This is a genomic window from Alkalibacterium psychrotolerans (assembly GCF_054784355.1).
On sequence record NZ_BAAGPH010000040.1, the window covers coordinates 1 to 21,680 of the forward strand.

At 41.8% G+C, this 21,680-nt stretch carries 18 protein-coding genes; all 18 read left to right on the forward strand.

Features of this window, described 5'->3' with window-relative positions:
* Positions 1–196: 196 nt before the first annotated feature.
* The 18 genes from ACYVLS_RS06985 (at position 197) to ACYVLS_RS07070 (ending at position 21,673) form a co-directional block, all read left to right on the forward strand.
* Positions 197–3,478, forward strand: coding sequence for an SNF2-related protein (locus ACYVLS_RS06985; RefSeq protein ID WP_460322896.1), 3,282 nt, complete (start codon positions 197–199; stop codon positions 3,476–3,478).
* Positions 3,479–3,604: 126 nt separating this feature from the next.
* On the forward strand, positions 3,605–3,934 hold the full coding sequence (locus tag ACYVLS_RS06990; protein ID WP_460322898.1) for a four-helix bundle copper-binding protein: 330 nt from the start codon (positions 3,605–3,607) through the stop codon (positions 3,932–3,934).
* 794 nt (positions 3,935–4,728) lie between these two features.
* Positions 4,729–5,664 carry a tRNA (adenosine(37)-N6)-dimethylallyltransferase MiaA gene (gene miaA, locus ACYVLS_RS06995; protein ID WP_460322900.1) on the forward strand — a complete coding sequence of 312 codons (936 nt, stop codon included), beginning with the start codon at positions 4,729–4,731 and terminating at the stop codon, positions 5,662–5,664.
* A complete protein-coding gene (gene hflX, locus ACYVLS_RS07000) occupies positions 5,665–6,900 on the forward strand; it encodes a GTPase HflX (protein WP_460322903.1) in 1,236 nt (411 codons plus the stop codon).
* A 144-nt stretch (positions 6,901–7,044) separates the two neighbouring features.
* Positions 7,045–9,117, forward strand: a complete 2,073-nt coding sequence (locus ACYVLS_RS07005) for a methyl-accepting chemotaxis protein (protein ID WP_460322905.1) — start codon at positions 7,045–7,047, stop codon at positions 9,115–9,117.
* 174 nt (positions 9,118–9,291) lie between these two features.
* On the forward strand, positions 9,292–11,592 hold the full coding sequence (locus ACYVLS_RS07010) for a methyl-accepting chemotaxis protein (protein WP_460322908.1): 2,301 nt from the start codon (positions 9,292–9,294) through the stop codon (positions 11,590–11,592).
* Positions 11,593–11,606: 14 nt separating this feature from the next.
* Positions 11,607–12,077 carry a chemotaxis protein CheW gene (locus ACYVLS_RS07015; protein WP_460322911.1) on the forward strand — a complete coding sequence of 157 codons (471 nt, stop codon included), beginning with the start codon at positions 11,607–11,609 and terminating at the stop codon, positions 12,075–12,077.
* A gap of 27 nt (positions 12,078–12,104) precedes the next feature.
* Positions 12,105–12,587 (forward strand): chemotaxis protein CheD, encoded by a 483-nt coding sequence (locus tag ACYVLS_RS07020; protein WP_460322914.1) that lies wholly within the window; start codon positions 12,105–12,107, stop codon positions 12,585–12,587.
* A 22-nt stretch (positions 12,588–12,609) separates the two neighbouring features.
* The gene (locus ACYVLS_RS07025) at positions 12,610–13,626 is read left to right on the forward strand and encodes a protein-glutamate methylesterase/protein-glutamine glutaminase (protein WP_460322916.1); all 1,017 of its coding nucleotides are present in this window, start codon (positions 12,610–12,612) and stop codon (positions 13,624–13,626) included.
* Between the two features lie 4 nt (positions 13,627–13,630).
* Complete coding sequence (locus ACYVLS_RS07030; protein ID WP_460322919.1) at positions 13,631–14,410, forward strand: CheR family methyltransferase; 780 nt, start codon at positions 13,631–13,633, stop codon at positions 14,408–14,410.
* Between the two features lie 18 nt (positions 14,411–14,428).
* Positions 14,429–16,456: a chemotaxis protein CheW gene (locus tag ACYVLS_RS07035; protein WP_460322922.1), complete on the forward strand. Its 2,028-nt coding sequence runs from the start codon at positions 14,429–14,431 to the stop codon at positions 16,454–16,456.
* Entirely contained in the window at positions 16,449–17,045 is a 597-nt protein-coding gene (locus tag ACYVLS_RS07040; protein ID WP_460322924.1) for a chemotaxis protein CheC, read from the forward strand. Before ACYVLS_RS07035 ends, ACYVLS_RS07040 begins: the two co-directional genes overlap by 8 nt.
* Positions 17,046–17,060: 15 nt before the next feature.
* Entirely contained in the window at positions 17,061–17,423 is a 363-nt protein-coding gene (locus ACYVLS_RS07045) for a response regulator (RefSeq protein WP_460322926.1), read from the forward strand.
* 92 nt (positions 17,424–17,515) lie between these two features.
* Complete coding sequence (locus ACYVLS_RS07050; RefSeq protein ID WP_460322929.1) at positions 17,516–17,935, forward strand: chemotaxis protein CheW; 420 nt, start codon at positions 17,516–17,518, stop codon at positions 17,933–17,935.
* A complete protein-coding gene (gene fliM / locus ACYVLS_RS07055; protein ID WP_460322931.1) occupies positions 17,932–18,933 on the forward strand; it encodes a flagellar motor switch protein FliM in 1,002 nt (333 codons plus the stop codon). Before ACYVLS_RS07050 ends, fliM begins: the two co-directional genes overlap by 4 nt.
* Entirely contained in the window at positions 18,926–20,047 is a 1,122-nt protein-coding gene (gene fliY / locus ACYVLS_RS07060; RefSeq protein ID WP_460322934.1) for a flagellar motor switch phosphatase FliY, read from the forward strand. The genes fliM and fliY overlap by 8 nt, the downstream gene beginning before the upstream one ends.
* A 976-nt stretch (positions 20,048–21,023) precedes the next feature.
* Positions 21,024–21,302 carry a flagellar biosynthesis anti-sigma factor FlgM gene (flgM, locus tag ACYVLS_RS07065; protein WP_460322937.1) on the forward strand — a complete coding sequence of 93 codons (279 nt, stop codon included), beginning with the start codon at positions 21,024–21,026 and terminating at the stop codon, positions 21,300–21,302.
* Between the two features lie 5 nt (positions 21,303–21,307).
* Positions 21,308–21,673: a hypothetical protein gene (locus tag ACYVLS_RS07070; protein ID WP_460322939.1), complete on the forward strand. Its 366-nt coding sequence runs from the start codon at positions 21,308–21,310 to the stop codon at positions 21,671–21,673.
* The last annotated feature ends 7 nt before the right edge of the window (positions 21,674–21,680 follow it).

A 21,680-nucleotide genomic window follows, 5' to 3' on the forward strand; every position in this document is an offset into this window, starting at 1 on the left:
TTTGTTGGTAACTACATTTTACCAAAGAGAGGTGTCTTTTTCTGTACTTTTAAGTTCAATATTCTAACTGATCTTTACGGTAAAAGGATAGAACGTCGTTCTTAGGGGTGCGAAACTTGAGTTAATAGATGAACTTTTTCGTTAACCAGAAGACAAGTAAAGCAACGACAACAGTTGAAAAGGGATGACTGATAAAATGAAAAAACAAGCTTTTCCAGAAATGACGATTACGTCTCTTGCGAGTACTTACTCTACTTTTTTACAAGGGAAAGAACTGTATAAAAAAAGAGAGATTAAGAACCTCAAAGTGGATACGCAAAAAAATACTGTTCAGGTATCAGTCGAAGACCGTCAATTGGAGACCGTCCATTTACGCTTCTACCCGAATGGAGTAGCTAAAAAGTACCATTGTACCTGCAAGGCTTTTGAAAAAAGTTCGGGCGCATGCAAGCATGTGGTGGCGACACTCTTTTATTTAAATGATTTAGATGCCAATGATTTAAAAGAGAAAGGCAAAAAAGACACTGCTGAATCGTCTACAGTGCAGCCGATGTTTTCTTACAAGAAAAGTGAGAAAGCCGTCTCAGAACTCCTTCATTTATCAAAACAGGAGATTGCCCGCCAGACTGATTCACTATACAAGCAGCCCGTATATGTTGAATATATTTTAAATGTCAGCGGAACGTCAGCCCATCCTGTTTATGAACTGTTCTTTAAAATAGGCAAAGACTACTTATATATTGTAAAAAATACGTCACGTGTCATTACAGACATTACTGACGGGGAACCAATCGAATTCGGTAAAAACTTTACGTTTAACCCGAAAGAATATGCGTTGATGCCGGAAGACCGATATGTGTTTGAAAAACTACGAGACATACAGGATATTATTACATCTGTTGTTCCAGTAGGCTATGAGAATTCTCTGATGAATAAGGAAAGTTTTTCTATCCCTGAACTATACATCAATGAGGTCATTCATCTGCTTGAACAGACGATGGGGGCATTTGTCCGATTTGGTCGTCCACCACGTCAGTTAACGCAGGTCGAACGCGGGGACACTCTAAAAGTGAAAGAGGGCATTGAAGAGTTAAATCTGCAGTTCACTTTTGAAAAGAAAGAGAATCTCTTCCATTTGTCATTGGCCGACACCTCTTTAACGGTTGAAGATTTTCATTTTCATAAAAAGGCAAAAATGCTTGAATTAAATAAAATCTTTTATCTGTTGTCGTCGCCGACATTTGAGCTCCTGTACAGCATTTTTGAAGGTCTAAAGACTTCGGGATCCTACACCTTAGTCATGCGGAAATCTGAAATTGAAGAATTTCTGTCCGTGACCTTGTCTCAGCTGACGGAAGTCGTTGATGTTGAGATGGATGATGCCGTCAAGCAGCTGATTTACCAGGCACCGTTTGAACCCCAGCTGTATATCGATACGGAAGGCAGCAATCTTCTGATTCGTCCGGTCTTCTCATATGGACAGACAACTATCTATCCGCTTGAAGATACGGAGTCAGTAAAAGAAGACACGATTGTGGTTCGCGAATGGAAGAATGAATCAGACAGTCTAAATATGCTGTATACGCACATACCTTCCGTTGCCCGTGAACAGAAAATGTGGAAACTAACTGAAACAGATACCATCAGCGCTTTTTTATACGATGCGTTACCTGAGCTGGCTGACGGCATGGAAATATTCCTTTCTCAGTCAGCGCGCCGCTTGATTTACAGCCCGGCCAAACAGCCGCGTGTAACGATGGAGATGCGTGAATCATCGAACCTCCTCGATATCAGCTTTGAAACAGAGGATATTCCGTCGGATGAATTGCAGTCATTATTAAAAGAACTGGAAAACAACCAGCCGTTTTACCGCTTGTCGAGCGGCCAGCTGGTAAATTTGAAAGACCCGGCATTCCAGGCCATGAAACGCGCCAAGCAGTCTCTAGATATAGAGGATGATGAGTTTGAGAGCGACATGACTGTGTCAGTCTTCCAGGGCTTATCCGCCATGGATGAAGAATCAATTAGTACCGGCAAGCGATTCAAGACGCTTGTCAATCAACTATTGAAACCGGAAAAACTGGATTTTGATCTACCTAAAGGCTTGAATGCCAATATGCGTCCCTATCAGGTTACTGGCTTTAAGTGGCTGAGAAGTCTGGACCATTACGGCTTCGGCGGTGTACTCGCGGATGACATGGGACTGGGTAAAACTATTCAGACCATTGCTTTCCTTCAGTCCAAACTTGAAGAGAAACACGGCAAGTATTTGATTATCTGCCCATCCAGCGTAGTTTACAACTGGCAGCACGAATGGCTGAACTTTGTTCCCGATACCGAAACAATTATTATTACTGGAAACAAAGAAGAGCGTGAGCAGAAGAAACAGGAAGCGATTGATAAAAACATTCCTATCTGGATAACCAGCTATCCGCTCATTCAGCGCGACGATGACTTATATGGTGATCAAGAGTTTGAAACCATTGTACTTGATGAATCCCAGACAGTTAAAAACAGTGCAGCCAAAACGACACAGGCGGTTAAACGACTTAAATCTGAAACAAAATTTGCGTTGTCTGGAACGCCAATCGAGAACCACCTTGGCGAACTTTGGTCACTGTTCTCCATAATTCAGCCGGGACTGTTTAAAAACAGAAAAGTGTTCCAGGCAATGGAACAGGAACGCATCGCAGCTAAAATTAAACCCTTTATCCTGAGACGTCTGAAAAGAGATGTGCTGCAGGACTTACCAGAAAAAACAGAAACGACAGAATATATTGAATTGTCCGATTCGCAAAAACGTCTGTATCAGACACAGCATGCGGCTATTAAGCAGGAAATTAAGACCCTGATTGATACCGATTCGCTGAATGCCAACCGGATTAAAGTTCTGGCGGGTATGACTCGCTTGAGACAAATCTGCTGTGATCCTAGACTTGTGACCTCAAACTTTGAAGGCACGTCTTCCAAACTGGAACGACTCATGGAATACCTTGAAGAGGCTCGTGAAAACGGCAAGCGTGTGGTCTTGTTTTCTCAATTCACATCCATGCTTAAACTTATTCGAGAGAGACTGGATAGACTTGATGTGGATTACCACTACTTGGACGGCCAAACGAAGAATGAAGACCGCCTGACCTTGACGACTCGCTTCAACACGGGTGAGAAAGACCTCTTCCTGATCTCGCTGAAAGCCGGGGGAACCGGACTCAACTTGACAGGTGGGGATACGGTTATTCTATATGACTCCTGGTGGAATCCAGCCATTGAAGATCAGGCCGCTGACCGTGTTCACCGATTCGGACAGAAAAAATCTGTTCAGATTATTCGCTTTATTACCACAGGAACGATTGAAGAACGCATCAACGACCTTCAGGAGAAAAAGCGCGAGCTGATTGATTCGGTGATTACTAAAGGAAACGAGAAGTCGCTGACAAGCTTGTCGGCCGAAGAAGTCTGGTCGCTACTGGAAGATTGATAATTACCGAATATCTACTGACTTTTTAAGAGTACTTTTCGTTAGAAACGACCAATGGCTATCGCTTGAAACGCTTTCATTGTTCCGATTATACTGTAAGTAATTAAACAGATAGGAGGAAAAAGAATGGATGCTCAAACAAAGAAAGTGATGGATGCGACGTATGAATGTATGCAGGCGTGCAACAATTGTTTCGATTCCTGCCTCAAAGAAGACGACATAGACATGATGAGAGAATGTATACGACTCGACAGGGAATGTGCCGATATCTGTCAAATGGTGCTGTCATTCATTGGTAGAGAAGGCTCATTAAGAAATGACCTGGTTGCCTTGTGTGGTACGATTTGTCAGGCTTGCGGAAAAGAATGTGAGCAGCACAAACATGACCACTGTCAGGAATGTGCCAAAGCCTGCTTCGCCTGTGCAGAAGCTTGCCGCGGATACGTTAAAGCGTGAATTTGATTAACAACCGAAAAAAGTGTCAGAACAGCGAGCTTCAGGCTCAAGCTGTTCTGACGCTTTTTTATTGAGAATAGTCATTNGTTTATATTGATTATAGCGGTAACTGGGAAGATTAGGGAGTCTCGAGTTGGCCTTATCCGTTGAGATTCCACTAACTGAGCTGGTAAAGGAAGAGCGAGTTAGCTCAATACCACACTATTCCATTAACTGAGATGAGGAGCACCATCTGAGTTGTCCGAATACTTCACTATTCTACTAACTGAGACAGGGAGTACCATCTGAGTTGCCTCAATACCTCATTATTTCACTAACTGAGATGAGTTGCACCATCCGAGTTGCCACAATACTTCATTATTCCACTAATTGAGTTGAGGAGCACCATCCGAGTTGCCCCAATACCTCGTTATTCCATTAACTGAGATGAGGTGCACCATCTGAGTTGGCCAAATACCTCAGGATTCCACTAACTGAGATAAAGACCACCATCCGAGTTAGCCTTATCCCTCCGAACACAGCACCAACCCAACATTTTTGACCCCAAAAAGAAAATCTTAAATGGATAATCTGGCACCCGCCAGATTTTACCTTCTTAAAAGAACTGTAGGAGTGTGGACTTCATGTGTTTTGGAGGAATACCGAAGAAGGCGCTACGAAACACCAGCACTATCCAAAAGCAATAGGGAACAGGAAACTCGCGGCGAGTTTCCACCTTTTAATCAGTCGACTCCTTTTAATCATTGGTGCTACATATGCTATACTAATAGAACAAAGAATGTTGGAGGCAAACTGTGAAAGAGAAAGTCATTGTCATTGTAGGTCCAACAGCTGTCGGCAAGACGAATTTAAGTATCGAACTGGCTAAACAGTTCAATGGAGAAATAATTAATGGGGATTCGATGCAAGTCTATAAAGGACTGGACATCGGAACAGCTAAAGTCACAGCTGAAGAAGCTCAGGGTATCGTGCACCATTTAATCGATATCAAAGAGCCGTCAGAACCGTATGCTGTATCGGACTTCAAAAAAGATGCGACATATAAAATAAAAGAGATAACCAGCCGGAAGAACGTACCGATTGTGGTCGGCGGGACAGGCTTGTACATTGAGTCTTTGCTGTTTGATATCAGTCATGGTGGAGAAGCAAAGCCGAACCAGGCATTCCGCGATGAGATGGATGCTTTCGCCAGAGAAAAGGGGCGAAACGAACTGCACAATAAGCTGAAAGAACAGGATCCGGAGGCTGCAGAAGCGATTCATCCCAATAATGTGAGACGAGTGATCCGGGCGCTCGAAGTGATTCATGAAACGGGTCAACCATTCTCGGCCTTTCAAAAAGAGAAGACGAAAGAACCTTTATTTGATGCTCTAGTCATCGGACTGACTACTGACCGGACTGTGCTCTATGACCGTATAAATCAGCGAGTCGATCTAATGATTGAAGCCGGACTCTTAGAGGAAGCCGAAACGTTATGGAAAAGTGTACCGGAAGACGCTCAAAGTTTGAAAGGGATTGGCTACAAAGAATGCATCCCACTTTTCAAGGCAGATGCGTCCTTAGAAGAAGTCAAAGAAGCCATCAAGCAGCATTCCAGAAATTATGCCAAACGTCAGCTGACTTGGTTCAGGAATCGTTTTGACGTAGATATATGGGCGAATTTGGTGGAACAGCCGGAAGAGATGAACACTATTAATCAGAAAGTCAAAAACCACATAGGAAGTGATTAAATGGAAAATAAAAAAGCATATGAAAAAGTCATCCTAGTTGGTGTAGAAAAACAGAACGAGGAAGATGCCTTTCGCTATTCATTCGACGAACTGGAACAATTAGTTGAGAATGCCGGCGGAAAAGTGGTCGCACGCTTGTCTCAGAAAAGAGAAAAAGTGGACTACAAGACCTATATCGGTAAAGGAAAAATCACAGAGCTGAAAAACCTGGCGGAAGAACTGGAGGCAGAGACCATTGTCTTTAACGAGGAACTGTCACCCAGTCACGTAAGGAACATTCAGGAACTGGTGAATACGAAAGTTATAGACCGGATACAAGTCATTCTGGATATTTTTGCCTTGCGTGCGCAAAGTAAGGAAGGGCGTCTTCAGGTTCAACTCGCTCAATTATCTTATATTCTACCGCGACTGGCCGGGCAGGGTGAAAACATGTCTCGTTTAGGTGCCGGAATCGGGACACGTGGTCCAGGTGAAACGAAACTGGAAACTGACCGCCGTCATATCCAGAAACAGATGACCGATATTAAAAGAGAACTGAGCAAGATATCCGCGCATAGAGAACGGAGCCGTGTGCAGAGACGCGACAGCAATGTCTTCCAGATTGGTCTGATTGGTTATACCAATGCCGGAAAATCAACCCTGTTGAACCAGCTGACACAGGCGGAAACCTATGAAAAAGATCAACTCTTTGCGACACTGGACCCGTTGACGCGAAAATGTGAACTGCCTTCAGGCATGCTGGTTACCTTGACAGACACGGTTGGATTTATTCAAGATCTGCCGACACAGCTAATTGAAGCCTTTAAATCAACTTTGGAAGAATCAAGAGATGTGGATATGCTTCTGCATGTCGTAGATGCCTCGGCTGAAAATATTAAGGGACACGAGGAGACCGTTATGGAACTTCTGGTAGAACTGGGTATGGACCATATTCCGATGCTGACGGTATACAATAAAAAGGATCTGCTGGAAGAAAAGACCCGTCCAACTTTGTATCCAAATGTACTCATTTCGGCTCGGGATGAAGAGGATGTGGAGATTCTACGCGAAGCCATTGAAAAAGAGATGAAGAAACTGATGGTGCATTACCAGTTAAGCATTCCCAACGACAGAGGAGACTGGCTGGTCGAACTGCGTCAGCACACGCTCTTAGAACGTCAGCTTTACGACGAAGAAAGTCAGACCTATGCCGTCGAAGGCTATGCCAAAAAAGGATCGACGCTGGTTCAGGAATAGTTGTAGTCAGTTCAGATAATACAAAAATAAACAGACAAGTCTGGAGATTTTTTCTTCAGGCTTTTTTGTTCGTTTTAAAGACTTAACTTATGACATAAATAGCCGATTATGATAAAGAATGCACAAATAGAAAGTGGGGACAAAATGTTAAATAAAATAAAGAAAAGAAATGCAAAAAAGCCAAAATCTAAATCTATTAGATTACGGTTTATCTTTTTATTCACAATTCTGGTGCTGCTGCCGTTACTTATAGTTTCGGGCGTACTGTATTACCGAATGGATCAGGTAGTGACAAGGCGAGTATTGAGAGAACAGCAGGAAGCAACCAGTCGTATCGTCTCTTTAATAGATGACGCGGGTAGTGAAGCACGGAGCAGTCTGACAGCCTTATCAGAAATTGACAACATAGACCAGATCAGCACACTGGAAGATACGACTCAGCTGGAAAACATGCTGGGAATAGTTCAGTCAGCATCACAATACATAAGCGATGCGTTTTTATTTGTACCCGGTGAAACTGCGCTAGGTACTGTCTCACAGTCTCACCTGGAGTCCACTGCTAGAGAATGGTTTGAGGGGGCAGTTCAGGCTGACGGTGATGTTTACATGTCTGAACCTTATGCGGATGCCGTTTCAGGTGCTACGACCATGGCGGCTGCAATGGAAATTGAACAAGCTAACGGAGATACAAGTGTATTAGGTGTGCAGTTGGATATGGAAAGTATTGCGGCCATTATTGATTCGAGCCAGATTGGGGAAACCGGGTATCCTTTTGTGATTACCGAAACAGGTTACTGGCAGTTCACACAGGATTCATCTTTAGCAGGTTTATACGTGGGTGATCAGGCGATTTTTCAACAAGCAGGTAATCAGTCAGGAGAAATCTATAACGACTTTAACGACCAGACCTTTCCAATCTATTATGAACGTGTACCGGAAATGAATATGATTGTATACGGAGCTGTGACATCGGAAGAAATGGCTGCGGAAAATGCGGTATTCCTGAGAAGTTCAACGCGGGTTCTGCTCATTAGTGTTGTTGGAGCGATTTTGCTTTCTACATTCCTCTCTAATTATTTTGTTTCATTAACCCATGTATTGAGAGGTGCTTTGTCCGGTCTACAGGAAGGTGATTTAAAGACGCGCATTACGTCATTCAAAAAAGACAAGAAAGTATCAAAACGTGCAAAGAAAGAAAAAACGAATAAGAAAGCTGCAATTAAAGAGAACGGACACGAACTCCACCAGATTGGCTGGAGCTTTAATAAGGCAGTAAAAGCATTTCAAAGCATGGTGTTGGATCTTCAATTGCGTGCCAAATCAGTCGATGAACTGGCTTTTGATTTATCCGAAATAACCGAACAGACAAAGAGTGCAACAGAGGAAGTGTCTGAAACCATCCAGTCAATAGCTCAAGCAAGTGGCGAGCAGACAAGAGACACTCAAGGGACCGTGCAAATGATGACGGACTTGTCCAAAGACGTTAACCTCATTTCAACTAATTTAAAGGAAGTCGGGAATCAGGCTGATGAAACGGTACTGGCTTTAGGCGAAAATGACCGGAATATGCATACTGTAAATGCGACATGGACTCAGACGGTCACTTCTTTCAATAACCTTAAGGAAGATATCAGTAAAGTAGATGGAAATGTTCAGGACGTCGAAAAAATACTCGGTGCTATTCATGATATTTCTGAACAGACCAACTTGCTGGCTTTGAACGCGTCAATTGAAGCAGCAAGAGCGGGAGAAGCAGGGAAAGGCTTTGCTGTGGTAGCTGATGAAATCCGCAAACTGGCTGAACAAAGCAACCACTCATCAGAAATGATTGCTGGTATTATCCAGTTGATACAAACTGACTCTAAAGAAATGGTCAAAACGCTTGATCATGTATTAAAAGACAGTCAGAATCAGACAGTCTCTTTGGAGAATGTAACACAGACTAATGAAGAGATTTCGCAGAAAATTCAGACTTTAGCCAAGCACATCAGTCAGTCTTTACTGCTGGCCGATCAGGTTGAAGAGAAGAAAGAGAACGTTGTGAAGGCGTTGGATTCTATTGAAGCATCGGCTGAAAACAACGCCGCGGGTACTGAACAAGTATCTGCCAATGCCCAGGAAATTCTTGCTTCAATGGAAGAGTTTACTGCATCCATTGAACAATTCAAATTGCTTGCAGGTCAACTGAAGCAGTCCACAGCTGAGTTTTCAACATAATTACTATCACTATTCCTGTCTTTCGATTAAATGAAAGACAGGAATTCTTCTTAATAAATGTGTCAAAAAAAACTATAGAATAATAAATTAGAAAAACACTAAACTTTTCACAAAGTTAACCGATTATTTAATAGAGGAATGGTTTATATTTTTGATAAGCAGAGGAGAGTCAGGATGAAGAATAAGTCACAGAGATTAGCACAGTTTAAAGAGAGAATGCAGACTGTAAACTGGCCCAAAATTAACAATGGATGGAAAAAGCCAGATTTGAGTAACCTATTTAAAAAGAAAAAGCACAAAAGTCTCACTTTACCTATAGCAATTAGTTTAATTGTAATTATGCTGGTACCTGTTATTGCCGCTATGTCCATTACATATTTTAGAACATCAGATATTATTACTGAACGGGTAGAGGCACAGCAACGTCAGATTACATCTAATTTAGCTTCATCTATTGAAAGCGCTGCGGAATCAGCAGAGGAAACACTACGTTTACTGATTATGAGCGGAGCGACATCTAGATTGACAGAAGAGAACGATCAGAATCGTACCAATCTACTGTCCAATTTTGAATACGTCGCAACAGGGAACCCGTATATTTCTTCGGTTCACTATATTCCCGCAGACGATTCAATTCCGTATGTATCCAGTCTGGCGGCTATCAGAGTAGGCGTTAATCCTTACAATGTCTTTCCGTGGCTTGAAGAAGCAATGGAATCAACACGTTTGACATGGTCAGAGCCTTACACCATTAATAACCGCACACTTGTTACGGTTTACAGAGGAACGGGACAAAGAGGAGAAATTGAAGGCGTCATAGCAATGGATCTGGATCTCTACACCATTCAGCAGGATTTTATTACAACTGAGCTCGGTAATACTGGCTATGTAAATTTGATTGCGGATAACGGTACGGTACTGGCGTCTTCCAGAGAACAACAAGTAGGAGAAGATTTATCAGAAGAAACCTACTTCCGCGCTTCTCTCGAGGAAGACAACTCAGTTTCAGTTAACAGCAGTCAAGTTGGGACAACTGCTAATTCTGGCTGGGTTTTTGATAACAGTGTAAACGGCGGTCAGTTTGGTATTTTCCATAACCGCATTCCAGACTTAGGCCTAAATGTTTACGGAATGGTCCGTGCAAACGAAATGGCACAGGAAATGGGGGCTATTAGAGGTATTGTCACGTTTGTCACGATTATTGTTATCCTATTTGCCTTATTCATTACTGGACTTTTAACCGCATTAATTAACACAGTCACACAAGCTTTGCTGCGTGTGTTTGAAAAAGTCAGCCAGGGTGATTTGACCAGTCGTGTGACCCGAGATGATTTATTTAAAATAAAATTACCGTTTGCCAAAAAACTGCGCAGACAATCTAAGACAAATAAAAAGCAAAACGGATTAAATGAAAAAGGAAATGAGATTCATCAGTTGGGACTGTCATTAAATCGAACCATTACTAACTTTGAAGATACCATCAAGGTGATTCAAGGAAACAGTCAGAATGTATCGAGCATGGCAACCACTCTGACAGAAATTGCTGACCAGACCAGCCGCTCTACGGCAGAAGTTTCTGAAACCATTAACGGAGTAGCTGAATCCACCTCAATGCAGACACAGGACACTGAAGCAACGGTGACTCAGATGAATGAATTGGCTGAAGCATTGAGTGAAATTAATACAGCAGTTTCCAAGATGGGTGAACATGCGGACGAGACCATGGTTGTTAATGGCAAGAACTCCCAAGCCACTCATGATGTCGAAAAGAAATGGCAGGAAACGTTGGAGACATTGGATGATCTGAAAGTCAGAATTGAAGAGGTTGATGGAGATATTCAGAACATCGAAGGCATTGTCAAAGCTATCACGACTATTGCAACCAAGACAAACCTATTAGCTTTGAACGCATCTATCGAAGCAGCCCGTGCCGGAGATGCTGGTCGAGGATTTGCAGTGGTTGCAGATGAAATTCGTAAACTGGCTGAACAAAGTGCAACATCATCAAAAGATATTCAGACTATTATCCAAACCATACAGTCCAAGTCATCCGGTATGGTCAAGCACCTTGAAGAAACCAACGAAGACAGCATAGTACAGACGGAGAAAATTGATGAAGCCATCAAAGCGTCAGAAAATGTTGCCTTATCACTTGAACAACTTGTTGCCAGCATGCTGACTGTTATGCAGTCTTCAACAGTCATAAACGAGAAAAAAGAAGAAGTGGTCGCTCAGCTGGAAAGTATCGCAGCCGGAGCACAGGAAAACTCTGCCGGAACTGAACAAGTATCCGCTAATGCAGAAGAAATACTGGCGACAATGGAAGACTTCACTACTCACATCAATCACTTGGAAAATGTAGCGCTGGATTTGAAGCTTTCTGCGGAACAGTTTGTCATCAATCAGAAAAAAACAGACGCTGAAACAGAGTCATCTGACAGCGAACTGGATACATTAGAACCTGAATTTGTTTAAAAGGAGTCAATAACATGGCACAGCATTTACTATTTAAAGCGGGTGGACAGACATTCGGTCTGCCTATATCGGAAACGGATAAAATTGTGGCTTTGGACAATCATACTGTGATTCCTGATGTTTCGTCATACATTGTAGGCCTCCAGGAAGTGGAAGGAGACGTGTTGGCTATTATTGATCTGGCCGACCGTTTCTACAACCAGCCTGAGAGAAATCACGCTGAAGCAGATATCATACTGGTAAACTGGAAAGAGACGCGCATCGGTCTGCTGGTTGACGAAGTAACGGTTGTAGAAAATTTTGAAACCGAGCAGTTATCGGAAGCAGTTGAAGAAAAAGTTGACGGACTTTCGCTATCATACATTTCAGCCTTTGTGCAGACAGAAGAAGGCATTATCCCCATTCTGGACAGCCATTACCTCTTTGCTGAAGACAAGGGTGAAGAACTCCGTAAGCTGGTGGAAATCCAGACAGTTAAAGCCTGAGTAAATGAGTGACTATTGGAGAGTAGAATGACTGAACAGATTAAAGTAGGAATTTCAGATTACAAAATAGCTGCTGCTCCGAATCAGCTGGTGACCATTGGACTGGGGTCCTGTGTCGGCATAGCCTTGTATGCACCAAAAGCAAAAGTCGGGGCGCTTAGTCACATCATGCTTCCGGACAGCACAGCTTTTAAAGATAAATCCAACTGGCCGAAATTTGCTGATCTGGCTTTGCCCAAGATTATTAAGGAACTGAAAGAGCAGACCAACGAAGACCAGCTGCTTGTTAAAATTGCAGGTGGAGCAAGCATGTTTTCTTTTTCTGAAGCGTCGAGTGTTCTCCAGATTGGCCAGAGAAATGTCGATTCAGTTAAACGGATTTTGGCAGACTTGAATCTGACCATCCTATCTGAAGATGTTGGTGGGAAAATGGGGCGGTCCATGTTCGTGAACCTCGAAACATTTGAAGTAAGAGTACGTTTAGTGAACCGGGAAGAAATTGTATTATGAAAAGAAAAATGAGGAATGCACTATGACAATAAACGTACTAGTTGTCGATGATTCTGCTTTGATGCGGAAAGTATTATCGAACGTCTTGAACGACTGCAAGGGAGTCAGAGTTACAGATACAGCCAGAAATGGTGAAGAAGCATTAAAGCTTATTAATAAAAGCGTACCGGATATTATAACGCTTGATGTAGAGATGCCGGTCATGAACGGGCTGGATACATTGAAAGTCATTAAAGAGTTCCACTCCATACCGGTTATTATGCTCAGTTCCAAAACGAACGAAGAAACGACATTTAAAGCGCTGGAGCTTGGAGCAGAAGATTTTGTCGAAAAGCCAGTCGCTATCAGTCAAAACTGGAATTATTTTAAAACGGAACTGTCCAAACGGATTAAGGTCTATTTTAACAAGGATGCTAAAGGTGATGAAAAAGTTAGCGATAACCAAGTAACTTCTAACAGCTGTCTGGAAAAAAGAAAAGACAAACTTCAGGTTATAGTCATCGGAGCATCGACAGGTGGACCAAAAGCTCTCGTTTCAGTCATCCAGTCCTTATCTGAAAATTTGACAGTGCCGGTATTCATTGTTCAGCACATGCCAGAGAACTTTACAGCTTCTTTTGCCCACCGTTTAAATTCACTGGCATCAGTTCCAGTGGAAGAAGCAAAAGATGGTCAAAAAATACTCTCGGGAAGGGTGTACTTAGCACCGGGAGGAAAACACTTAATTATAGACGGAAATCAGATGAGGTTAACAAAGAAGCCGAAACGCCATAGTGTACGCCCGGCTGTCGACTATCTATTTGAAACAGCTTCAGCAGTTTATGGAGAAGGTACATTGGGGATTGTTTTGACCGGCATGGGAAAAGACGGTGCTGAGGGTTGTGAAGCAATCAAACAACGCAAGGGGTATATTATTACTCAGGACAAACAAACATCAACTGTGTACGGCATGCCAAGAGCCGTTGTAGACAGAGGACTATCCGATCAAACAGCCAGCTTAACTAAAATAGCTGACATACTCTATGAAATGACAAGGTGACTATATGACAACGTTAAATTATGATTATTTTTATAACTGGGTCCAGGCTAACTTGAACATTCGATTGGATGCCTACAAAGAAAAGCAGTTGAACAGACGCATTCAAACGGTCATGCGACAATCTGGCGCCCTCACTTTAGAAGACTATTCTATTCTCATTCATCAGGACGAAACGATTAAGAAGCAGTTTCTGGATTACATTACCATTAATGTAACGGAGTTTTTCCGTAACAAAGATTTATTTGAAAAGTTTGAAGAACTACTTATTACAGATTTATCAAAGAAATTCGATGCGATATCCATCTGGAGTGCTGCCTGTTCTATTGGCGCAGAGCCTTATTCGCTGGCGATGATTGTTGACAGGCACGATTTGCCACTGAAACAGTCCATCATCGCTACGGATATTGACGAAACCATTTTGACTAAAGCGAAAGAAGGTAAATATAAAGATAACGAACTAAAAAACGTATCATTACTTGATCGTTCTCATTACTTTGCTGAAATTGATGGACAGTATGTTCTAGATAGCCGCATAAAGGAAATGGTTCAGTTTAAAAAACATGACCTCGTGCTTGATTCTTTTGAATCGGGTCTGCACGTGATTGTCTGTCGAAATGTAACGATTTATTTCAAAAATGAAGTCAAGGAAGATATTTACCGCCGGATGAGCGAAGCGCTTGTCACAGGTGGCCTACTCTTTACAGGAGCTACGGAAACCATTTATCAGCCAGAACAGTACGGCTTGAAGAAAGTATCCTCATTTATCTACGAGAAATTCGTTTAATGCGAAAGGAGGTCTATTGTGGAGGACAATAGTATATACCGCGATTTATTTTTTGAAGAAACCGATGAAAATTTAGCCATATTAAATCAGGAAGTACTGCAGCTCGAGCAGAACCCGGAAGACAAGCAAATCATTGATGCCATTTTCAGAGCAGCGCATACGCTTAAAGGTATGGCTGCGACAATGGGGTATGAGAAGATGGCTACCTTGACTCACGCCGTTGAGAATCTATTCGAACTGGTGAAAAATAACCAGCTGACTGTTACGACGCCATTAGTTTCGTTAATATTCGAGTCTCTTGACGCCCTGACCCAACTGGTGGAAAGTCTGCGGGAAGAGGAGGATGAGTCGCTTGATATAGCCCAATTAATTAAGAAACTGGAGCAGGCTGGCGAGTTAAATCAATCAGCACAACAAGCGGAGGATGAGGCTGACTCTAAGCAGTCCGACTTTACCTACCCGCAATTGGAAGAAAGTGACTATACAGTTATAGAGTCTGCTGAATCAAGTGGCTATACCTTGTATTCAGTAGGCGTGCGTGTTGAAGAAGAAAGCATGATGAAAGCAGCCCGTGCGTTTATGTTTATAAACAAGCTAGAACAGGTTGGAGATATTCTCCAGATGAATCCCGATGCCCAGACAATGGAGCAGGGAGAGGTAGAAGAAACCTTTACCTTGTATCTGCTTTCGAAAGAATCGGAAGAGACAATCACTAGCCATGTTGAAGGGGTCAGTGAAATTGAAGAGGTTTACCTAACTCAGCTGACACTCGATAAACTGCAAAAGCAAACAATGGTATCGGAAGAACAGCCAGTCACTGATACGGTTGAAGCAACTGACAAGGCCGAAGCTGTTCAAGAAAGTAGTCAAGCTGTTAAAAAACGCCCGGCAGCCAAACAGACCATTCGTGTTGATTTGTCTCGTCTTGATCAGTTTATGAACTTGGTATCTGAGCTGGTTATTCACCGGACCCGTCTAGAAGATGTATCTGAGAAAAATCAGCTGGCTGAACTGGGAGAACCGTTGACTCAGGTAGGCCGCATTACAACTGAACTCCAGGAGCTGGTCCTACAGCTGCGCATGCAACCCTTCAGTGTGGTTGTTCAGCGTTTCCCACGTATGATGCGTGATTTGACGAATGAATTGGGTAAAGATATCCAGTTTTTAACTGAAGGTGAAGAGACAGAACTGGATCGAACCGTTATTTCAGAAATCGGAGAGCCTCTGATTCATCTTTTGAGAAATGCTGCGGACCACGGGATAGAAAGTCCCGACGATCGTGAAAAAGCAGGAAAACCGAGAGCAGGAACCATTAAACTGTCGGCTTATCCAGAAGGAAACCGTGTCATCGTTACACTCATGGACGACGGCAAAGGCTTGGATCCGAGATTGATTGAAAAGAGTGCTGAGAAAAAAGGCATTTCAACAGTTGGCATGTCTGATGAAGAGATTCAGCAGCTCATTTTCCATCCTGGCTTTTCAACCGCACAGGAAGTAACCGGTATATCCGGACGTGGGGTTGGAATGGATGCCGTTAAAGAAAAAATTTCTGCATTGAATGGAAAAATTGAAACTGTCAGTGAAGTAGGTAAAGGTACGACGTTCACTATAACTCTACCGCTTACCTTGTCAATAATTCAGTCATTACTGGTTAAAGTCAGTGAGGAAACCTTTGCAATACCCCAGGCTGTAATCGATAAAATAAGAACGTATGATGCAGCTGATATTCGTTCGGTTCATCAAAAAGAAGTGTACAGTTTTGAAGGTCAAACCATTCCGGTCATTAGACTGTGTGACGCGCTGGATTTGAATGATTCTAATGATGCTCAAAAACACGTCATTATCGTTTTAATTGGGCAGAACCGCTACGCGCTGATTGTTGACGAACTGGTTCACCAGAAAGAAATAGTCATCAAAAAACTTGGTACTGAGCTGAACTCCGTTTCGAACTTTTTAGGAGCAACTATTCTTGGTGACGGCAGCATTAGTCTGATTCTAGATGTTACGTCAATTTGTACACGAAAGAAGGGGCAAAGACGTGAGTAAAGATCATAGCCTGCTTCGTTATGATGCATTGCAGGAAGTTGTCAATATTGGTGGAGGACATGCAGCTACCAGTTTAGCTAAACTGATTGGGCGCCCGATTGATATGGATGTGCCTTTTGTTGAATTATTAACCTACGAAGAAGTGTATGCAAACGTTCAATCAGATGATACAATTGTAAAGGTTGTTTTGTCTGAGCTGCTTGGTCGGCAATACGGTGTCTTCTTGTTCGTGATTCAACCGGAAGAAGCGGAGAAATTAGCCCAGCTTCTATTACCAGAACACCAGCAGTTTTCAGACGAATTGATAGACTCCTCGATAAAAGAGCTGAGCAATATTCTTGTCCAGTCCTTTCTACAGGCCGTCATGTCCCTTATCAATAAACCGTTAATTGCTGCTTTGCCTCAGATAACAACTGATTTATTTGGATCGATTTTGTCCAGTGTCTATATGCAGCAGGAACAGTACAGTAATGAATTGTTCATAATAAAAAACAATTTTTACAGTAAAGGCCATAAAATTGAAGGCAGTCTGTATTTTGTTCCCAAACCAGAAGCACTGGAATTACTATTACATCAATTAGGAGTTTAACAGGAGGAATAGAAAATGAGTAAACGAGTATTAATTGTTGACGATGCTGCATTTATGCGTATCAAATTGAAGGATATTTTGGAAAAAAATGGTTATGAAGTTGCCGGAGAAGCTCAAAACGGAAACGAAGCCATTGAGAAGTACAAGGAAGTTGAACCGGATGTTGTCACAATGGACATTACTATGCCGGAAAAAGATGGTGTTGAAGCACTGAAAGAGATTAAAGCAATGGATAAAAATGCTATTGTCCTGATGTGTTCAGCTATGGGCCAGCAGACAATGGTTATGGATGCTATCAGAGCAGGGGCTATGGACTTCATCGTTAAACCGTTTGATACTGAACGAGTGATTAAGGCACTTGATAAAGCACTCAATTAATAATTTTCACCTTTTTATTGAGTAAATATGCAAGTTTCGAAAAGTTGTCACAGAACAGAAACTAAACAGCACAACCGAGGGGGAATCACGGCATGCAAATTATTGTTTTTAAACTGAAACATCAATTTTACGGCTTCACGACGGAGTCTATAGAAGAAATTACACGACCTTTAGAGGAGACAGTCATCCCCCAAGGTCCGTCCTGGACTCAGGGGTTAGTTAACCTGAGAGGTCAGATTATGACACTGGTTGACATGGAGGTTCTCTTAAATGGGTCTAGTTCAACTGATAAAGTGTGGTACAATAACACCGTCATTGTAAATGCAGAAGAAAATCCAATTGCACTCATGGTCGGTAAGGTTCTCGGCGTCATTGATATTTTAGATGACGACATACATAAAGAGATAGACGAAGAGGATGAGAGTGTAATCGGCTATATTTCTGCTTACGATGAAATGATCACAATTATTCAATTGGATTCTATTCTGAAAGAGAAAGAGGAAGTAGCGTGAGCCAACAAGTCTTATCCCAACAAGAAATTGATGCGCTGCTGGTAGCTATGGACAGCGGGGAAATCGATACAGAGGAAATGTCGGAAGAGATGACAGGTCCAAAAGTTAAAACCTATGACTTTAAACGACCTGTTCGTCTTTCGAAGGAATATTTATCAACTATCACGATGGTCTTTGAAGATTTTTCCAAACTCATTTCTAATCTGCTGTCGACTCAGCTGAAAAAACCAGTGGATGCGAAAATAGCCGCAATCGAGCAGGTATCCTTTGACGAATTTGTTCATTCTGTACCTAACTTTACTTTGATGGGTGTTTTTAAGAGTGCGCCTCTTAATGGCCTTCAAATTCTGGAGATTAATCCACAGTTCAGCCTGCAGATTGTTGAGCTGTTATGTGGGTATACAGAAGTAACGTCTGAAGAGCTGCCCAATAAAGCCAGCTTTACTGATATCGAACTGGCAATACTTGAAGATGTGATGCAGTCCCTTTTGCGTTCGTTTGAATCGGCCTGGAAAGATATTAAGGATATTTCAGTTAGTCTAGAAGACACAGAAACGAAACCACAATTGCTTCAGACGATGTCGCCAAACGAACCGGTTGTTCTGGTGACTTTTGCTGTGACCTTAGAGAAGCAGCGAACATTTATCAATATGTGCATACCATACATATTTTTTGAAGATATTTTAGATAAACTCAGTTTTAAAAACTGGTTCCATTCTGGAAAAGAGTTTGATTCATCTGAACGTGGTCAGCTGGCAGGTAGTCTTGACAGAGTACCTGTTTCAATCGAAGTGAAGCTAGGCGAGTCTCAGATGGATGTATCTGATTTTCTGGAAATGGACGAAGGCGATATCATTCAGCTGGATGAGAAAACGTCTAAGCCGTTGACGTTATTCGTTGAAGATAAGCCATATTTTAAAGTCAAGCCAGGGATGATTGACAATAAACTGGCAGTCGAAATACTAAAATTTACGGGAGGAGAGAGCGACGATGAGTGAACAGTTAACTCAGGAAGAAATTGATGCGTTGTTAAGCGGCGGTTCGGTTGAATCAGATGAACCTGCTGAGATGGAAGATCCGTTGAGTCAGGATGTTAAAGATGTTATCGGAGAAGTCGGTAATATTTCCATGTCTCAAGCCGCAACGACTCTTTCCCAGTTATTGAATCGCAAAGTTAAAATCACGACACCTAAAGTAAAAGGTGTGACGATTAGAGAGATTGTTGAGAGAAGCGAGATACCAAAAATTGTTACTACGATAGCATTTAAAGAAGGTCTGGTAGGCAATAATGTCTTGATGATTGATGTAGACGATGCTGTGATTATCGCAGATTTAATGATGGGAAATGATGGAACAGACTTAGAAGACAAAGAATTTACTGATCTGGAAATGAGTGCCGTTTCAGAGGCGATGAATCAGATGATTGGTTCGGCTTCAACTGCAATGGCAACAATGTTTAACCGACGAGTGGATATTTCGCCACCGGAAGTCAAGAAGTGGGAAAATGCAGATGAAGCTGCTGTTGATATGCCGAATCAGGAAGACGTTGTGTGTACGACATCTTTCAGACTTAGTGTTGAGGGGCTTTTAGATAGTGAGATTATGCAGATTCTACCGCTTGATACAGTGATGGAAATTACGGACATTATGATTGGTGAGGAAGCAGAAGTTGTTCATGGACGTGAAGGTGTGGAAGTTCAGCCGGTTGAAGAAGAGACGGTTGAGCAAGTAGACAGTCGTGAAGAGACGCGTGAAACTGAGGAGGCCCCTATGGCTGAGAATGATGCAATCAGTATTCAGAAACCGAAATACCAGGAATTGTCCCGTAATGAATCAAAGCAGTCTCCGCGTAATTTAGATTTAATTATGGATGTGCCGCTTGATTTCAGTGTTGTTTTAGGAAAAAGCAAGAAAACAATCAAGGATATCCTATCATTGAGTACGGGATCTGTGGTAGAGCTGGACAAGATGACGGACGAGCCGCTTGAGATTTATGTAAATGGTAAATTGATTGCTGAAGGTGAAGTCGTCGTTATTAACGAAAGCTTCGGTATCCGTATCACGAATATCTTAAGCAAAGAACAGCGTGTGCGTCATTTGAATAAAGACTAACATTTGGAAAATGTGAAAAGCAGGAGAAATCCTGCTTTTTTTATTGGATCTAGAAAGTATTAATTTTGTGAGAGTGGCAGCTCAGAGAATAAATCAATAGAAATCTGTCCTTTTCGGTGCAAGTGTAGAAGAAATTGATGTAACTTGTACCGATTTAGGGTTAATCACGACAAGTTACAGAGAAAAACAGGTAAACTTGTGCCGAATATAGATAATCGTGACAAGTTTCACCTTAAATGCTCCTTACTTATACTGATTAAGGCCTATTCGTGACAAGTGAGTGCTTGAAAAACTGTAGAAGTTGCTTGAAAGATATAAAAGGAGAAAATTGCATAGCAATTTCTCTTTACTACTGAAATAATGTTTGAGATAACTTCACTACAAAAAGCGAATGGCATCAGTTAACATTGGCGAGACCGTTCTAAGCCGTGGTCTCAGAACTTGCTTTGTTATTCTCTTTGTACGCATTATAAATGCTACAAAGAGATATACACAAAGGCATCTTTTTCCGCCAATAATGATACCTTTCTTTTTTTTCGTTTCGTTATCTTTTTTCCATTAATTTCTGCGCTACTTACTTATTAAAAAAGTTGTAGGAGAGACGCGGGTGGGATAAATATAATGATTAGAAAACAGAAATTTTATATTAATTACTTATTAGTTAAATAGATTTATCTGCGTGCCCGAAAATCCACTCCATCTGTTATTTAAATGGAGTTAGTTGAGGCCGCCCACCGCAAGCTTCGACTACAACTACAATAAGTATGGCATCATAATCTAAACCCTTCACAATTATTACCTGAAGGTGGGTTACAATGTTTTGCTTATTTCGGTATACTGGTTTTAGTTTTTGATATTTTTAATATAGGGTTAATGAATGAAAAATTCATCCGATTATAAGATTAAGAGACACTTTTAAAAAATACCTAGTAAATTATCGACATACAAAGTGCAGTGTTAAAGGAGAGTGCGAACGATGAAAATAAATAAATATACTAACGTAGTATCATCATTAAATCAATCTAAACAGTCTAAAAAAGAAGTCACACAGGAATCTGTCAAGTCCCAGCCTAAAGAAGCTGTTCAGGTCAGTATTTCTAAAGAAGCTCAGGCTTTACTGGATGCGGATAAAGCCCAATTCTCAGAACGAGTGAATTCCATCAAACAAGCCATTCAAAATGGTGAGTACGAAGTGGATCTGAGTAAGATTACAGAAGGACTCGTTAAGTCGCTGCAGGAACAGAAGGAGCTTTAATCCCGATGAACAAAACTGAACAAGTACTTAATTATTTAGAACAGTTAAAAGCTGTACTATTAAAAGAAAAAACGGTTCTGATTGAAAACGATGGAGCTAAACTACCGGAAATTATTCAAGAAAAAGAAGACATCATGGTGACCTTATCTGCGTTCAGTGACGAAAACGTTGAGATGGACAAGCTCAGCGTTCTTTCGCGTGAGATTAAGTCCTTGCAGGAGACGAACCTGATGCTGACTGAGCAGTCCATGCGTTACACAGAAACGATGCTGGAACACATTAAAAAGGCAGCGAAACAAAACAATACATACTCGAAAAAAGGCACATTTGACCAGACGAAAAAGAGTACGTTGTTAGATCAATCACTTTAAGGAGCAC

What these genes read in the sequence shown, in the direction of transcription:
- ACYVLS_RS06985 (WP_460322896.1), top strand. Translation starts at nt 197, where the DNA reads ATGAAAAAACAAGCTTTTCCAGAAATGACGATTACGTCTCTTGCGAGT.
- ACYVLS_RS06990 (WP_460322898.1), top strand. Translation starts at nt 3,605, where the DNA reads ATGGATGCTCAAACAAAGAAAGTGATGGATGCGACGTATGAATGTATG.
- hflX (WP_460322903.1), top strand. Translation starts at nt 5,665, where the DNA reads ATGGAAAATAAAAAAGCATATGAAAAAGTCATCCTAGTTGGTGTAGAA.
- ACYVLS_RS07005 (WP_460322905.1), top strand. Translation starts at nt 7,045, where the DNA reads ATGTTAAATAAAATAAAGAAAAGAAATGCAAAAAAGCCAAAATCTAAA.
- ACYVLS_RS07010 (WP_460322908.1), top strand. Translation starts at nt 9,292, where the DNA reads ATGAAGAATAAGTCACAGAGATTAGCACAGTTTAAAGAGAGAATGCAG.
- ACYVLS_RS07015 (WP_460322911.1), top strand. Translation starts at nt 11,607, where the DNA reads ATGGCACAGCATTTACTATTTAAAGCGGGTGGACAGACATTCGGTCTG.
- ACYVLS_RS07020 (WP_460322914.1), top strand. Translation starts at nt 12,105, where the DNA reads ATGACTGAACAGATTAAAGTAGGAATTTCAGATTACAAAATAGCTGCT.
- ACYVLS_RS07025 (WP_460322916.1), top strand. Translation starts at nt 12,610, where the DNA reads ATGACAATAAACGTACTAGTTGTCGATGATTCTGCTTTGATGCGGAAA.
- ACYVLS_RS07030 (WP_460322919.1), top strand. Translation starts at nt 13,631, where the DNA reads ATGACAACGTTAAATTATGATTATTTTTATAACTGGGTCCAGGCTAAC.
- ACYVLS_RS07045 (WP_460322926.1), top strand. Translation starts at nt 17,061, where the DNA reads ATGAGTAAACGAGTATTAATTGTTGACGATGCTGCATTTATGCGTATC.
- ACYVLS_RS07050 (WP_460322929.1), top strand. Translation starts at nt 17,516, where the DNA reads ATGCAAATTATTGTTTTTAAACTGAAACATCAATTTTACGGCTTCACG.
- fliY (WP_460322934.1), top strand. Translation starts at nt 18,926, where the DNA reads ATGAGTGAACAGTTAACTCAGGAAGAAATTGATGCGTTGTTAAGCGGC.
- flgM (WP_460322937.1), top strand. Translation starts at nt 21,024, where the DNA reads ATGAAAATAAATAAATATACTAACGTAGTATCATCATTAAATCAATCT.
- ACYVLS_RS07070 (WP_460322939.1), top strand. Translation starts at nt 21,308, where the DNA reads ATGAACAAAACTGAACAAGTACTTAATTATTTAGAACAGTTAAAAGCT.